We start from the raw sequence: 15,125 nt of genomic DNA on the forward strand, positions 1-15,125 counted from the left end.
TCGGGTTCCTCCCCCCCGCGGCGCGCAGACGACCGGAAAGGGCGGGGCAGGCGCGGGACCGGCCCCGCCCGTCGGGTCAGGCGTTGCCCAGCGTCAGCGTGTTGCCGGAATCGCTGTTGTTGGCCTTCAGCGTGAAGCGGCTGACGCAGCCCAGATTGTCGGTGATCGTCCAGTAGAGATAATTGTCGTAGGTGGGCGTGCAGCTGTGGCTGTCGCAGAGATAGCGCGCCGCCCGCATCAGCCCGGCGCCGTTGGCGAGCGGCACCTGGGTGCCGGCATAGCCGCTGTTCGGCAGGTTGCCGATATCGCCCAGCGTCAGCGAGGTGACGGTATAGCGGATCGCCATGCCCAGCCGGGTGGAGCTGTCATGGTTGATTGCCGACGCATAATAAAGCTTCGACGTCCAATAGCCGGCATTCGAGAAGGACTCGTCATAGATCTTCAGCGACGAGGGCAGCGTCCAGTAATAGACGTCGACGTCGATATAGTCGCCCTTCTGCCATTCGGTGTTGTAGGCGTCGTCGCGCCGATAGGCCATCTCACCCACGGTGATCACATAGGGCCGCTGGGGGGCGATGGTGATCTTGGATTCGAACACCGCCCCGCCGCCATCGTCGAAATGGGTGGTGTAGGTCTTGCCGTCGTCCAGGCGGATGCGGGCCATGAACTGATAGTTCTGCAGCGGGTTGACCCGGCTGTCGCAGCGCAGATAGCGCTTCACGACATCGGCCGCCCGCAGCTCGGGCGCGGCGACCGCCTCGGCGCGGAAGCTGCTGCCGCGCAGGCCCTGGTCATAGCGATTGGCGGTGGTGTCGCAGAACCAGCCGACCGGCAGGCCGGCATTGATGTTGGACGAATATTCCACCACCGTCACGCTGTTGACCTCGGACGAACTCAGCGGCGTGGGCACGCCGTTGACCAGCTTCTGCGCGTTGACGGCCACCACCACCTGCTGATTGCCGTTGGCATAGAGCGCGCTGGTATAGCTTTCGTTGCCGCCGATGATGGTGATGGTGAACAGGCTGAGGGACATGCTCATCGGGCGCCCTCCTCAGAGCAGCTTGGAGACGAGGGTGAAGCCGATGAACGGATCGGCCAGTTCCTCATGCACGCGCAGATCGTAGCGGTCGGCCAGATCGTCCGGCAGCGGATGGAAGATCGCCAGCAGCATGGCCCGGGTCTCGGGCGTGGTCAGGAAGAAGTACTGGTTGGCATGGGGCGTCGAGCGGTAATAGGTCAGCACCGCGCGCCGGATGGCGGCGGAAAACCGCTCCTGGTTCGACGGCCCTTCGGTGGCCGACAGGCGGCAGAGATTGCGCAGGTTCTGCCCGCCATCGGCCAGCGAGATGCGGATCACGCGGTGATCCAGCTTGGGCACGAAACTGCCGCCGCGATTGGTGGCGTAGACGATGTTCTCGAAGGCGTCGACCTGGGTCAGAAAGGCCGGCGTTTCGAATTCCATCAGATAGCGCTGGCCGTCGAAGACGACCGGCACGGCTTCCAGATTGCGCGACAGCGCGTGGATCCCGCCGACCCACGTCGCGCCATGGGCCCTGGCGAACAGGTCGTCCGCCATGCCCGTCCTCATCAGTCGCATCAGTCTCGGCTCCCGTCAGGGCGCGACCGTCCGTCGATACGTGCAGGGGCGCGTATCGTTCCATCCCGCCACCCGGGCGGGGCCCGACATGTCGCTGGGTAACGTCTCTGTGTTCGTTACTGGTTGAATGTTGAGGAGCCGCGGTCGCCTCAGCGGACAGGCTAGGCAAATCCGTTACAGCCGTAAATTAAAATATGAGGTTTTTTATAAACTTATTTGGGTTAAATCCGCCGGGTTTTGTGCCATCTGCCGAACGTTTCTCCAGCCGAAACGTGCCGCACCTCGCAGCTATGGCCGCGGCGCCCGGTAGCGCAGCCCGTCGATCAGAAGGCCCAGCATGCGGCTGACATGGGCGGCGCCGTCCTCGCCGCCGGCGGTGGCAAGGTTGCCGATCGCGCGCAGCAGATCATATGCCGCAACGTCGCCGCGGATCGCGCCGGCCGCCGCGGCCTTGTCCAGCAGGGCGGTCAGCGCCGGTTCGAACCGGCTGCGGAAATGGTCGGGCAGGCTGTCGAAGGCCGGGTCACCGGAATGCAGCGCTGCGGCCAGCCCCTTCTTCGTGGTCAGGAAGCCGGTATAGCGCGCCAGCCACAGCGCCAGTGCCTCGGCCGGCGGGTGGCTTGCGGCAAGGGTGGCGGCTTCGGCTGCGCAGCTGTCGACCTCGCGCCGGAACACCGCCGCCACCAGATCGGCGCGTTTGGGAAAGCGGCGATACAGCGTGCCGACGCCGACGCCTGCCCGGGCGGCGATCTCGCGTGCCGGTGCGTCGACACCCGCCTCGGCGAACAGCGCCTTCGCCGCCTCCAGCAGGGCGTCTTCGCTGCGCTGCGCATCGGCGCGCAGCCGCCGGAAGCTGCCGGTTTCCGCCGTCTCGTCCCCGCTCACACGCCTCTCTCCCCGGCCGGGCCGCCCCGGAAACGGGTCTCCGGGCACAGCTTGTCGCTTGATAAACGGAACGTGGTTCCGTATATCTCGGTCTCAGACGGAACGCGGTTCCGTTTATAGCCGGATCGCAGTTCCGTTTCCTGTTCTACAGGCGAAGCCAGCCCTCCCGCCAGCCCCTCCTGACCGAAGGCGTCTCTCCCATGCCCGATCTGATCCAGGCGGCCCGGCATCTGCCGGCGCGCCCAGCCCTTCTCACCCTGTCGGTGGCCCCGATCCACATCCCCGTGCCCGGCCGGCCGCGGCCGCTGGCGCTGCGCGTCACCCTGCCGGTGCCCACCCTGCCGGTACAGGACGGGGGGAGCGATCCTCTGCCGGTGGTTCTGCTGTCTCACGGCCACGGGCCGTCGCTCTACCTGTCGTCGCTGGATGGTTATGCGCCGCTGGCGGGTTTTCTGGCCGGGCAGGGGTTTCTGGTGATCCAGCCCACCCATGCCAGTTCACGATCCGGCGGCCTCGGCGCCGATGCGCCGGGCGCGCCGCTGTTCTGGCGGATGCGGGTGGCCGAGATGACCGCGATCCTCGACCGGCTGGACGAGATTGCGGCCCTGATCCCCGGCGCGCGCCCGATCTCTGGTGCAGCCCCGCGGCCGGACCGGGACCGCATCGCCGCCATCGGCCATTCCATGGGCGGCCAGACCGTCGGCATGCTGCTGGGGGCGCGCCTGACCGACCCGACCGACCCGGCGGCGCGGGATGTGAACCTGATCGAGCCGCGGATCCGCGCCGGGGTGCTGCTCGCCGCCCCCGGCCGCGGCGGCGATGGGTTGAGCGCCCATGCCGCCGCCGCCTGGCCGGCGCTGAACCCCGATTTCAGCCACATGACCACGCCCTCGCTGGTGGTCTGCGGCGAGCGGGACGACAACCCGCATCTGACCACCATGGGCCCCGCCTGGCATGCCGACCCCTTCCACCTCAGCCCCGGCGCCCGCGCCCTGCTGACGCTGGCCGGTGCCGGCCACGGCCTGGGCGGCATTGCGGGGTATGACGCGAAGGAAACCGACGACGAAGACCCCGACCGCCTGGAAGCCACCCGCCGCCTGACGGCGGCCTGGCTGCGCTCCACCCTCGACCCCACCGACCCGGTGTGGGAGCAGGCGGTGGCGGCGCTGCGCGCGCATGCGCCGGGGTTGGGGTGGGTGGAGGGGCGGTGAGGCGCCGTTCACGGCGATCCGGCAGCACCGGGGCGCCGGTCAATATCCGTTCACGACGATTTCCAGCATGTAAACAACTGGCGCTATTGCGAGAGAAACAATAACGCTCGCAACCATCTTGAGTGTCAGGTTCCCATTATAATGCCTGGTGTCGCTTCCTCATCTGGCAGCGAATCAAGTATGTCGTTCGCATCATCTTCGTCGAAATCAAGGTCATGTCCTCCCGCGGCCTCAGACGGCCGCGGGGTTTTTTCAGCCGGCAGGTTCATCGAGCCTCAGCTTTTCACGCGCGTTGTGAAAATACTCACGGATGCGCACAGCATCACTGACTTTCCCCGAGATCCTGCTACCGGGCGTGATGTCCACAAAGCCGGGGCCGGCGGCAACCGCGCTGACAGTCGTCCAGAAGCCTTCACCCTTCGACACATATTGTGAAGAGCTGGCGGCACGCCGACGCCGTGCAGCGACGTTCTTAGCCATCGAATCTTCTCCTCACGACCTGACGAGGCAACGATACAGCCTTGCAGATGTTCTGCAAGACGTCGCGCGAAAGGCCGTTACGCGTGCGCAACCTTCATGGGATGGCAGGGCGCGCCTTCACGCCACGTAAGCTACAAGCCTCGACAAACAACTGCGACAGCCAGTATCACATGGATCTGCACTCTCAGCCAGATGCTGTCATATCATGTCCGCTCTGGTCCCGGTCAGCTTTCCCGTTTTTCATCCGGCCGCGCTGGAAAGGAAGATGTGATGGGCAAATCTTTGAACGACAAGCTGCAGGAAATCCCCGAGGCCCGCCGGAAGCAGATCCTGGCGGAGGCCGATCGCTTGCATGCCGGATACCTCAGGCTTCAGGAACTGCTCCGGCCGACTCCTGAAGCGCCGTCCTGAGAGCCGCATTCTCCGCCTCAAGTTCCGCAATGCGGTCCCGGACCGGGCGCAGGGCTTCGGTCAGCTCCGCCTCGGTGAAGCGGGGGGTGATGTATTGGGGGCAGTTCCAGTCGAAGGCCTCCAGATGCAGACGGATGATGCGCTCGGCCTTTGGGGCCGTGGCGCCCGGCACCCGGGCGGTCAGTGCCGGATCGGCATCCAGCGCCACGATCTCGGCCAGGGCATAGATCTTCAGCCGCGCGCGGCGCGGATAGTCCATCAGGAACAGGCTGACCTTGTCATTAGTCGACAGGTTGCCGACGCTTATGTATTGCCGGTTGCCGCGCTGGTCGGCGAAGGCCAGGCTGCGGTCGTCCGGCACGGTCAGAAACCCCTGGGGTCCGCCGCGATGCTGGACATAAGGCCAGCCGGTTTCCGAGGTCGTGGCCATGTAGAAACTGTCCCGGCTGGTGATGAAGGCCGCTTCCCGGTCGGTGAACCGGTCGAACGCCCGGTGTCCCTTGAAATCCTGCCAGAGATGGGCGACGCCCAGCCGTTCCTGCGCCGCCCGCACGGCCGGTGTCATTGCGATGTCGAGAAAGCCGTACCCCATGGTCTGCCCCTCCTGCTGCGGATGGTTCATTCTCTGTCTGTCACGAGGTAACAGCTGGCAGGCCGTGCAACAATCGGCAGAATACGGCGAGCATCTCCCCGGATTTTGAGGAAATCATGGACCGTCTGGAAGCGATGGGGTTCCTTCTGGCGGCGCTGGAGGCCGGCAGTTTCTCGGCCGCCGCCCGCCGGCTGGGGGTGCCGGCGGCAACGCTCACCCGCCGCATCGATCAGCTGGAACGGGTGACCGGCGCCACCCTGCTGATCCGCACCACCCGCAGGCTGACGCTCACCGATGCCGGGCAGCGCTATGTCGAGGGGGCGCGCCGCATCGTCGCCGAGGTTCGGGATATGGAACGCGAGGCGGCGGGCGAGTTCATCGAGCCGACCGGCCGGCTGGTGGTCAGCGCGCCGCGCATGTTCGGCCGGCTGCATGTCCAGCCGGTCATCCACGCGTTTCTGGCCCGCCATGCGGCGATCACGGTGGCGCTTCACCTGTCGGACGGCAATGTCGATCTGGCGGCCGGTGCCGCCGATCTGGCGGTGCGGATCGGCGCCCTGCCCGACAGCAGCCTGATCGCCACGCATCTCGGCCGCATGCGCGTGGTCACCGTCGCCAGCCCGGCCCTGCTCGACCGCCATGGCGAGCCGCACCATCCGGACGATCTGGCCGGCATGCCCGGCGTGGTGTTCGACATGCCGCCCTCCGACCGCCTGGCGCATGCCCCGGCCCGCAGCCGGGGCCCGGATCCGGGACCGCGTACCGCCACCCGGCTGATCGTCACCGGCGCCGAAGCGGCGGTGGATGCCGCCGTGGCGGGTGTGGGCGTGGTGCGCCTGCTGCATTATCAGGCGGCGCAGGCCCTGGCGGATGGCCGGCTGCGCCTTGTCCTGGAAGCGTTCGAACCCGAACCGGCCCCCGTGCATGTGCTGCACGCACCCCTGGCCCAGCTGCCGCAGAAGACCCGCTATTTCATCGATTTCGCCAGCGCCCGGATCCGGGCCTCGGTGCAGGCGCTGGCGATGCCGCCAGAGGATGACAAAACACCGCCGCAACCCATCGGCCGCGGCGGTGCCTGATCGTCGTCGATCCCCGGACGGGGGGCGGGCGGTTACGGCTGCTGTTCGGCCGCATCCTCCTTCATCTCGAACCACATGGCGTTCAGCACGGCGAAGGCGCAGGCGAGCGGCAGGCCGAGCAGCCAGGCGAAGTACCACATTGGGTTGTCTCCTTCGTGATGCTTGCGATCAATAGTAGTGGCCGGCTTCCTCGCGGATCGCCTCTTCTTCCACCCGGCCCCACATGATGCGGTAGGCCCAGGCGGTATAGGCCAGGATCAGCGGCAGGAAGATCACGGTCACGACCAGCATGATGAACAGGGTCAGGTGCGAGGAGGACGCATCCCAGACCGTCAGGCTGGAGCGCGGATCGATGGAGGAGGGCAGGATGAAGGGGAACATCGAGAGCCCGACCGTCGAGATCACCCCGAAGATCGACAGCCCCGAGGCGATGATCGACAGGCCCCGGATCCGGGCGCGCAGCGCCACCAGGGTGATGGCCGCCCCGGCGAAGCCCAGCACCGGCGCGATCAGCATCCAGGGGTTGTTGGCGTAGTTCACGAACCAGGCGCCGTCGCCATGGACGACGTCTTTCAGCAGCGGGTTCGACGGGCCGTCTGCCGCCATCGGTGCCGCCAGCGCATAGCCGTCCACCCAATTGGCCAGCGCCAGCCCGCCCAGCGCAAAGAGGGCGATGGTGGCGACGGCGGCGACGGTGCCGAAATTCCGCGCCCGTTCACCCACCACGCCGCCGGCCTTCAGGGTCAGCCAGACCGCGCCGTGCATGGCGAGCATGGCCACCGACATCAGCCCGCAGAGCAGGGCGAAGGGGTTCAGCAGGCCGAAGAAGCTGCCCTCATAGAAGGCGCGCAGCGTGTCGTCCAGCCGGAAGGGCACGCCCTGCAGCACATTGCCGATCGCGACACCGAAGATCAGCGCCGGCACGAAGCCGCCCACGAACAGGGCCCAGTCCCAGGCGCTGCGCCAGCCGGCCTCGATCCGCTTGGAGCGGTATTTGAACGCCACCGGCCGCAGGATCAGGGCCGCCAGCACCACGAACATGGCGAGGTAGAAGCCCGAGAACGAGACCGCATAAAGCGGCGGCCAGGCGGCGAAGATGGCGCCGCCGCCCAGGATGAACCAGACCTGGTTGCCTTCCCAGACCGGGCCGACGGTGTTGATGGCGACGCGGCGTTCGACATCGGTTTTCGCCACGAAGGGCAGCAGCAGGCCGACGCCCATGTCGAAGCCGTCGGTGGCGGCGAAGCCGATCAGCAGGATGCCGAGCAGCCCCCACCAGATCAGGCGCAGCGTGCCGTAGTCGATAAGCTCATGCAGGATCATGGCTGGTCACTCCGCCGGGAAGGGCCGGGCGGCGCCACCTGCGGCAGGCAGATGCGTCGCGGACGGGGGCGGGACGGGGTCGTGATCGGGCTGCGGCCCCTTGCGGATGGCGCGGAGCATCAGCCCCATCTCGATCACGAACAGCACGCTGTAGAACAGGGTGAAGCCGGCGATCGTCAGCAGCAGCTCGCCCGCACCCAGGCTGGACACCGCCATGGCCGTGGGCAGCACGCCTTCGATGATCCAGGGCTGCCGGCCCAGTTCGGCCACGATCCAGCCCATTTCCGCTGCGATCCAGGGCAGCGGGATCGCCAGCACCGCGATCTTCAGCAGCCAGCGCTGTTCCCCCAGCCGGTTGCGGGCCGACTGCCAGAAGAACACGCCGGTCAGCAGGATGAAGAAGAAGCCGAGCCCGACCATGATCCGGAAGGCCCAGAACAGCGTCGGCACATGGGGCACCAGATCCCAGGCGGCCTGGTCGATCTGGGCATCGGTTGCAAGGCGCGGGTCGTCGACATAGCGCATCAGCAGCAGGGCATGGCCCATATTGCCGCCATTGGCCTCGAAGGCCTCGCGCACCTCGGGGCCGACGGCATCGATGCTGCGGGCGGCGCGGATCTTCTGCAGCGCGTCATAGGCGATGATGCCGCTGCGGATCCTCTCCTTGCCCCTCTCGACCAGATCGTTGATCCCGGGCACTTCGGTGTCGAGCGAGCGGGTGGCGATCAGCCCCAGCGCATAGGGGATGGTGATCACGTGATGGGTCTCGCGCCCCTCCTGATCGGGGAAGCCGAGTGCCGTGAAGCCGGCCGGTGCGGCTTCCGTCTCCCACATGCCTTCCATCGCCGCCAGCTTCATGCGCTGGTGTTCGGTCGCCATATAGCCGCTCTCGTCGCCCAGCACCACCACCGACAGCGAGGACAGCAGCCCGAACGAGGCCGCCACCGCCATGGAGCGCTTGGCCAGCAGCACGTGCCGGCCCTTCAGCATGTACCAGGCCGACACGCCGAGCACGAAGATCGACGCGGTGACATAGCCGGCCGAGACGGTGTGCACGAATTTGGCCTGGGCGACCGGGTTGAACAGCACCTCGAAGAAGTTGTCGACCTCCATCCGCATGGTCGCGGGGTTGAAGGCGGCGCCCACCGGGTTCTGCATCCAGCCATTGGCGATCAGGATCCAGAGCGCCGAGAAGTTCGACCCGATCGCCACCGCCCAGGTGGCGCAGAGGTGCTGAACCTTCGTCATCCGGTCCCAGCCGAAGAAGAACAGGCCGACGAAGGTGGCTTCCAGGAAGAAGGCCATCAGCCCTTCGATCGCCAGCGGCGCGCCGAAGATGTCGCCGACATAATGGCTGTAATAGCTCCAGTTCATCCCGAACTGGAACTCCATGGTGATGCCGGTCGCGACGCCGAGCACGAAGTTGATGCCGAACAGCGTGCCCCAGAATTTGGTCATCTGGCGCCAGATCGCGCGGCCGGTCATCACATAGACCGTTTCCATGATCGCGATCACGATCGACAGGCCCAGCGTCAAGGGCACGAAGAGGAAGTGATAAAGGGCCGTCAGGGCGAATTGCAGCCGCGACAGCGATACGACGTCCAGTTCCATTCGAACAACTCCCGCCGGCCGGACCGGCATTATCCTTGGCCGCATCCCCGGGGGCGGACGATACCGTCCGGGGTGGTGCGGCGGTCGTCAATCCGGGCGGAGCCTGTCGAGCGCCGCCCGGAATTCCGTCTCACCACGCCTGAGATCGCCGGTGATCCGGCCGCCTTCCATGATCAGAAGCCGGTCGGCCAGGGCGGCCTCCCGCCGCAGATGCGTGACGACGAGTATCGTCTGCGTCTGCGGCAATTCCTTGACCGTTGTCAAAACTTCGGCAGCCGTCCGGGCGTCCAGCCCGTCGGTCGGCTCGTCGAGCAGCAGCAGCGGCGCGTCACGCAGGAAGATGCGCGCCAGCGCCATCCGCCGCCGCTGCCCGGAAGACAGCCCCTCTCCGCCCTCTCCCAGCCGCTGGCCAAGCCCTGCCATGTGGTCGCGGACAAGCTGCCCCAGCCCCGCGCGGTCGAGTGCGGCCAGCATGCGGTCTGATGTCGCAGCCGGGTCGGCCAGCAGCAGATTGCCGGCCAGATCATCGGCGAACAGGTCGGTCGCCTGGCCCAGCAGGCTGTGCGGCAGCGCCCGGATCCGGCCCCGATCGGGCCGGCGCTCGCCGGCGATCAGCTCGACCAGGGTGGATTTGCCGGCACCGCTCGGCCCCAGCAGCGCCACCCGCTCGCCGCGGGCGAGCGCAAGCGACAGCCCGTCGAACAGCGGCGCCGCCGCGCCGTCATGGGCGAAGCGCAGATCTTCGATCACCAGGGCAGATGGCGGTGGCGGCGGATCGGCAGCCGGCGCCGCTGGTGTGGGTCGGGGCTTCAGCATCGGCAGCAGCCGGCGCGCCGCGATGACCGTGCGGCCCAGGTCGAGCACGCCGCGGCGCAGCGCCGCGAAGGGTTCCATCAGCGCCAGCGCCACCAGCACCACCAGCGCCGCCTGCGGCACCGTCGCGATGCCGGCCTGGACCAGCCCGCCCGCCGCGGCAAGGCTGCCGGCCAGCAGCAGCGCGCTTGCCGCACCGAAGCCGGCGGCGGCGGTGGTGTCCAGCCGGTTCAGCCGGTCGTCGGCCAGGGCCAGCCGGGTTTCGGCCGCGGCGGCATGGTCGCGCGCCGCCCCGATCCGGCCGGTCATCAGATGGTCGGTCTGGCCCGCCACCAGATCGACCGTGCGCATGCGCAGGGCTTCCAGCGCCGCCGCCCGCCGCCGGGCCGGCCGGTCGGCGGCGCGGGCCAGCACCAGCGGCAGGGCGATGCCGGTCACCCCCACCCCCAGCCCCACCCCAGCCCCAAGCCGGGCATCGATCAGCGAGAGCGCCAGCGCCGCCAGCGCCGCGGTGATCACCGCCGCCGCCGCCGGCAGCAGCACCCGCAGATAAAGATTGTCGAGGGCATCCACCTCCACCGTCAGCCGGTGGAGCAGCCGCGCCGGCCGGGCCTTCAGCGCCCGGGCGCGATCGGCGTGCGCATGGGCGCGGAACAGCCGTTCGCGCAGCTCCGCCAGCAGGCCCAGCGTCGCGTCATGGCTCACCAGCCGCTCGCCATAGCGGCCGCCGGTGCGCAGCAGCGCCAGCATGCGGATGCCCGCCGCCGGCCGGAACACGTCAAAGGCGAGTGCCGTTGCAGCGGCACTTCCTGCGGCTGCAGTGGCGGTGATGAACCAGCCCGAGAGCCCCAGCAGCGCCACCCCGGCCAGCACGGTCAGCGCCGCCAGCGCAATGCCGCCCAGCAGCGGCTTGCGGCGCATGCGGAAGAACAGCGCCGCGGTGGCGGCAAGCGCCCGCATCCTGCCCTGTCTGCGTAGTTTCCGGTTCATGCCGCCCCCTCCAGCCGGATCACCCGGTCGAGTGCGGCGGCCAGGTCGGGATCGTGGGTCGCCACCACCAGCGTGCGGCCGGCGGTGGCCTCGATCAGGGCGGCGCGCACCCGGGCGGCGGTGTCGCCGTCCAGATGCGCGGTCGGCTCGTCGGCCAGCACGATATCGGCGGCGGGGTCGGCGATGGCGCGGGCGATCGCCAGCCGCACCGCCTCGCCGCCCGACAGCCCGAACCCGGCCTCGCCCACCTGGCGTGCCGGGTCTACCCCCGGCAGCAGCCGGGCGAGCGGCGGGCCGGCATCCACCGCCCGGCCAAAGCGGACATTCGCCATCAGGCTGCCTGCGATCATATGCGGCCGATGGTCGATCCAGGCGATCCGCCGGCGCAGATCCGCCCGGGTCGATGCGTCGAGCGGCCTGCCGCCGATGGTGATCCGCCCGCCATCGGGCAGGGCCAGCCCCGCGATCAGCGCCAGCAGGGTGGATTTGCCCGAACCCGAGGGGCCGAACAGCGCCACCCGCTCGCCCGGCGCCACCTCAAGGCCGAAGCCCTGGGGGATGCCCCGGCCGCTCGCCGGATGGGTGAAGGACAGATCCCTGAGCGAGAGCGCAGGCGCTTGGGAAAGGTCGACCACCTCCGGCGCCTGGTCGGTCGCCGCCGGTGCCGCCCCAAGTGCGGTCAGCGCGTCATGCGCCGCCTCGCCCGCGGCGCGGTCGTGCCAGACCGCCGCCAGCTCGCGCAGCGGCTCGAAAAACGCCGGGGCCAGCAGCAGCACGAACAGGCCCTGGGTCAGCCCCATCCGCCCGCCCCAGGCGCCGAAACTCAGATCCCCCAGCAGGTGAAAGCCGACATAGACCGCAACCATCGCCACCCCCAGCGCCGAGAACAGCTCCAGCACCGCCGAGGACAGAAAGGCGATGCGCAGCACCGCCATGGTTCGCCGCCGCACGCTTTCGGCAGACCCGCGCAGGCGCTCTGCGGTGATGTCCACGGCATCGAGCGCCCGGATGGTGGCAAGCCCGCGCAGCCGGTCCATCAGCACCGCGTTCATGGTGCCGAGTTCGGCCAGCTGCGCCTCGCTCGCCGCCTTGGCGCGGATGCCGACCAGGGCCATGAAAACCGGGATCAGCGGGGCCGCCACCAGCAGGATCAGCGCCGCCGCCCAGGACAGCGATCCCACAGCCAAAAGAAGCACAATCGGTACGGCCACAACTTTCAGCTGTACCGGCCGATAACGATGCAGCCAGGGCAGCACCGCCTCGGCCTGTTCCGCCACCACCGATGCCGCCGCCCCCGATGCCGCCCGCTCGGGGTCCAGCGGGTCGCGGGCGGCCAGCGCCGCCAGGGCCCGGCGGCGCAACCGCCCCACCTCGGCCCGCGCGGCCCGGAACACCATCCGCGTGCCCAGCGCCTCCAGCCCCGCCCGCAGCAGCCCCAGGGCCAGCACGGCCAGGGCGGCGGGCAGCACGGCCGCCGTCCCGGCATCATCCGCCAGCTGGCCCAGCGTCCGGGCGATGATCCAGGCCATCGGCAGCCAGACCAGGGTGGCGGCCAGCTGCACCAAACTTCCGGTGGTTGTGGCGCGCGGAAAATATCTCGTCCGGTTACGCATGTCGGCCTCGTGAAATCCTCGACGTCAAGGGCACCACAGATTGACGCGACATGGAAGGGGGCATGGCTGCGACCCCATGCCCCGGCAGGCACCCCTCCTGCAGGGCGGCAGAGGCACCATCATTTCAACCTCATTTCAGTATCAGTGAAGCGCTCGGCGCCACCCTGCTTATGTGAATACTGTCTTCAGACCGGTTAATCCGATCTTCATAAAATTGCTGATAATGAAGATCAAAGGACCGTGCCGACGCCTTGATCGATGTTTGTTCATTCGGGCGAATTTCGGCAGGTATTATAAGCGTCACTGGATATCGGGAGGTTAAATGTTCCTTCGCAACTGGATGCGGCGCCGTCTGGCCGTAAAGATCGTCGTGCCGGTGCTGCTGGTCCTGACCCTGGGGCTGGGCCTGTCGACCTGGTTCGGCGTGTCGCGCAGCGGCGAGACCATCGAGCACTTGAGCGAAACGGTGGTCGAAGGCGTGGCCGGCGAGGCCAAGGAGCAGGTGACCGGCATCATCGACGGCGCTTTCGGCGTGGCCCGGGGCATCGGTGCGACGGCGGCGGGCGCGATCGATGCCGGCAAGGCCGATCGCGAGGCCTTTGTGGCCATGCTGAAGCTGCTGCTGCAGGACAACCCCAACCTGGTCGGCACCTGGATCGCGTTCGAACCCGACGCCTTCGACGGTGCCGATGCCGCGCATAAGGGCCAGCCCGGCCATGATGCGACCGGCCGCTTCATTCCCTATGTGTCGCGCAGCGGCAGCACCATCAATCTCGACCCGCTGCTGGATTACGAGACGCCGGGGGCGGGCGACTATTATCTGCTGGCGCGCAAAACCCGTCGCGAGCAGATCATCGAGCCCTATTTCTACGAGATCGCCGGCAAGCAGGAGCTGATCACCAGCCTGGCGGTGCCGGTGGTGCGGGATGGCCGTGTGATCGGCGTTGCCGGCGTCGACCTGAAGCTGCCGGTGCTGAACCAGATCCTGGGCGAGATGAAGCCCTTCGGCACCGGTAGCGTGTCGCTGATTTCGACCGGCGGGCTGTGGGTCGTCTATCACGATGCGGCGCAGCTGGGCAAGGCCGCGGCCGATCTGGAGCCGGAGCTGGCCGCGGCCATCGGCCGGTCCGACGGGCGCCCGATGGCCTTCGAGGCGGCGCCCCAGGCGGTGACCGGCACGCCCGTGCACCGGATCGTGCTGCCGGCCCGTTTCGGCAAGGTGGAAGCCCCCTGGTTCGTGACCGTCGACGTGCCCGAGGCCGAAATCAGCGCGCCGGTGGTGGAGCTGACCAACGGCCTGGTCACCACCGGTGTGGTGGTGATCATCGCCATGGGCGTGGTCGTGGCCCTGCTGATCCAGCGCCTGGCCGCGGCCCCGGTCGGCCGGCTGACCGGGGCGGTGCGCCGGCTTGCCGCCGACGAGACCGATGTGGTGGTGCCGCTGACCGGGCGCGCCGACGAGCTGGGCGTGATGGCCGGCTCGATCGACTATTTCAAGGACCGGCTGGTCGAGGTGAAGCATCTGCGCGAAGAGCAGGAGGCGGCCAAGGAACGCGCCGCCGCCGAGCGCCGGGCCGAGATGATGCGGCTTGCCGGCACGTTCGAAGCGGCGATCGCCGGGGTGGTCGACGGTGTGGCGCGCGCCGCCGGCGATCTTCAGGCCAATGCGACCGAGCTGTCGGATACCGCCGACGATGCCAGCCGCCAGTCGGCGGCGGTGGCGGCGGCGACCGGCCAGGCCTCGTCGAACGTGGCCATGGTCGCAGGTGCCGGCGAGGAGCTTTCGGCCTCGATCGCCGAAATCAGCCGCCAGGTGGCGGAAAGCTCGACCGTCACCCGGTCTGCCGTAGAGGATGCCGAGGCCACCGGCCGCACGGTCGAAGGCCTGGCCGATGCCGCCCAGCGCATCGGCGGCATCGTTCAGCTGATCAGCGACATCGCCGCCCAGACCAATCTTCTGGCGCTGAACGCCACGATCGAAGCGGCACGCGCCGGCGATGCCGGCAAGGGTTTCGCGGTGGTGGCGAGCGAGGTGAAGAGCCTGGCCGACCAGACCGCCCGCGCCACCCAGGACATCTCGGCCCAGATCGCCGGCATGCAGCAGGTGACGAAGGGGGCGACCGAGGCGATGACCCAGATCCGCGCCACCATCGGCCGCATCGACGAAATCTCCACCGCCATCGCGGCTGCGGTGGAGGAACAGTCGGCCGCCACCAGCGACATCTCCACCAACGCCCAGCAGGCGGCCCGCGGCGTCGACGAGGTGTCGCGCAGCGTGACCGGCGTTAGCCGGGTGGCCTCGGATGTCGGCACCACGGCCGGCCGCGTGCTGGCGGCTTCGTCCGACCTCTCCACCCAGTCCGACGCGCTCCGCCGCGAGGTGGGGGCGTTTATCGAGGGGGTGCGGCGGGCGTGATGTCGGGGGCGTGATCGGGTGGGGGGCCGCCGGGTCCGGCGGTCTCACCCGGCCGCCAGCGTCACCAACCACGACCCGGGCGCCACCACCGATCACCAGCACTG

13 protein-coding genes are annotated in these 15,125 nt (G+C 68.5%); 3 read left to right on the forward strand and 10 right to left on the reverse strand.

Translation table 11 applies throughout. The annotated features are described in order from the left end of the window. Positions 1-76 precede the first annotated feature (76 nt). The 3 genes from WI697_RS03275 to WI697_RS03285 form a co-directional block, all read right to left on the reverse strand. The gene (locus WI697_RS03275; protein ID WP_345957343.1) at positions 77-1,039 is read right to left on the reverse strand and encodes a hypothetical protein; all 963 of its coding nucleotides are present in this window, start codon (positions 1,037-1,039) and stop codon (positions 77-79) included. Positions 1,040-1,051: 12 nt separating this feature from the next. Beyond that, entirely contained in the window at positions 1,052-1,597 is a 546-nt protein-coding gene (locus tag WI697_RS03280) for a hypothetical protein (RefSeq protein ID WP_345957344.1), read from the reverse strand. Between the two features lie 288 nt (positions 1,598-1,885). Then, positions 1,886-2,482 (reverse strand): TetR/AcrR family transcriptional regulator, encoded by a 597-nt coding sequence (locus WI697_RS03285; RefSeq protein WP_345957345.1) that lies wholly within the window; start codon positions 2,480-2,482, stop codon positions 1,886-1,888. Between the two features lie 200 nt (positions 2,483-2,682). Between WI697_RS03285 and WI697_RS03290 the strand changes: the two genes are divergently transcribed. Next, positions 2,683-3,693 (forward strand): alpha/beta hydrolase family protein, encoded by a 1,011-nt coding sequence (locus tag WI697_RS03290; RefSeq protein WP_345957346.1) that lies wholly within the window; start codon positions 2,683-2,685, stop codon positions 3,691-3,693. 252 nt (positions 3,694-3,945) lie between these two features. Here the strand turns inward: WI697_RS03290 and WI697_RS03295 are convergent, their stop codons facing one another. After that, positions 3,946-4,173 carry a hypothetical protein gene (locus WI697_RS03295; RefSeq protein WP_345957347.1) on the reverse strand — a complete coding sequence of 76 codons (228 nt, stop codon included), beginning with the start codon at positions 4,171-4,173 and terminating at the stop codon, positions 3,946-3,948. A 364-nt stretch (positions 4,174-4,537) separates the two neighbouring features. Next, positions 4,538-5,176: a pyridoxamine 5'-phosphate oxidase family protein gene (locus WI697_RS03300; RefSeq protein WP_345957348.1), complete on the reverse strand. Its 639-nt coding sequence runs from the start codon at positions 5,174-5,176 to the stop codon at positions 4,538-4,540. Between the two features lie 116 nt (positions 5,177-5,292). Here WI697_RS03300 and WI697_RS03305 point away from each other — a divergent pair, with 116 nt between their 5' ends. Beyond that, positions 5,293-6,255, forward strand: a complete 963-nt coding sequence (locus tag WI697_RS03305) for a LysR family transcriptional regulator (RefSeq protein ID WP_345957349.1) — start codon at positions 5,293-5,295, stop codon at positions 6,253-6,255. Positions 6,256-6,287: 32 nt separating this feature from the next. Here the strand turns inward: WI697_RS03305 and cydX are convergent, their stop codons facing one another. From cydX to cydD, 5 genes are all read right to left on the reverse strand, one after another. After that, positions 6,288-6,395: a cytochrome bd-I oxidase subunit CydX gene (gene cydX, locus WI697_RS03310; protein ID WP_062762083.1), complete on the reverse strand. Its 108-nt coding sequence runs from the start codon at positions 6,393-6,395 to the stop codon at positions 6,288-6,290. A 28-nt stretch (positions 6,396-6,423) separates the two neighbouring features. Continuing rightward, positions 6,424-7,578 (reverse strand): cytochrome d ubiquinol oxidase subunit II, encoded by a 1,155-nt coding sequence (cydB, locus tag WI697_RS03315; RefSeq protein WP_062762085.1) that lies wholly within the window; start codon positions 7,576-7,578, stop codon positions 6,424-6,426. A gap of 6 nt (positions 7,579-7,584) precedes the next feature. Continuing rightward, a complete protein-coding gene (locus WI697_RS03320; RefSeq protein WP_062762086.1) occupies positions 7,585-9,189 on the reverse strand; it encodes a cytochrome ubiquinol oxidase subunit I in 1,605 nt (534 codons plus the stop codon). 87 nt (positions 9,190-9,276) lie between these two features. Beyond that, complete coding sequence (locus WI697_RS03325) at positions 9,277-10,962, reverse strand: amino acid ABC transporter ATP-binding/permease protein (protein ID WP_345957350.1); 1,686 nt, start codon at positions 10,960-10,962, stop codon at positions 9,277-9,279. 26 nt (positions 10,963-10,988) lie between these two features. Continuing rightward, positions 10,989-12,554, reverse strand: a complete 1,566-nt coding sequence (gene cydD / locus WI697_RS03330) for a thiol reductant ABC exporter subunit CydD (protein ID WP_345957351.1) — start codon at positions 12,552-12,554, stop codon at positions 10,989-10,991. Between the two features lie 373 nt (positions 12,555-12,927). Between cydD and WI697_RS03335 the strand changes: the two genes are divergently transcribed. Further along, entirely contained in the window at positions 12,928-15,021 is a 2,094-nt protein-coding gene (locus WI697_RS03335) for a methyl-accepting chemotaxis protein (RefSeq protein ID WP_345957352.1), read from the forward strand. Positions 15,022-15,125 lie beyond the last annotated feature (104 nt).

This window comes from Tistrella mobilis, assembly GCF_039634785.1.
GTDB classification, from domain to species: domain Bacteria; phylum Pseudomonadota; class Alphaproteobacteria; order Tistrellales; family Tistrellaceae; genus Tistrella; species Tistrella mobilis.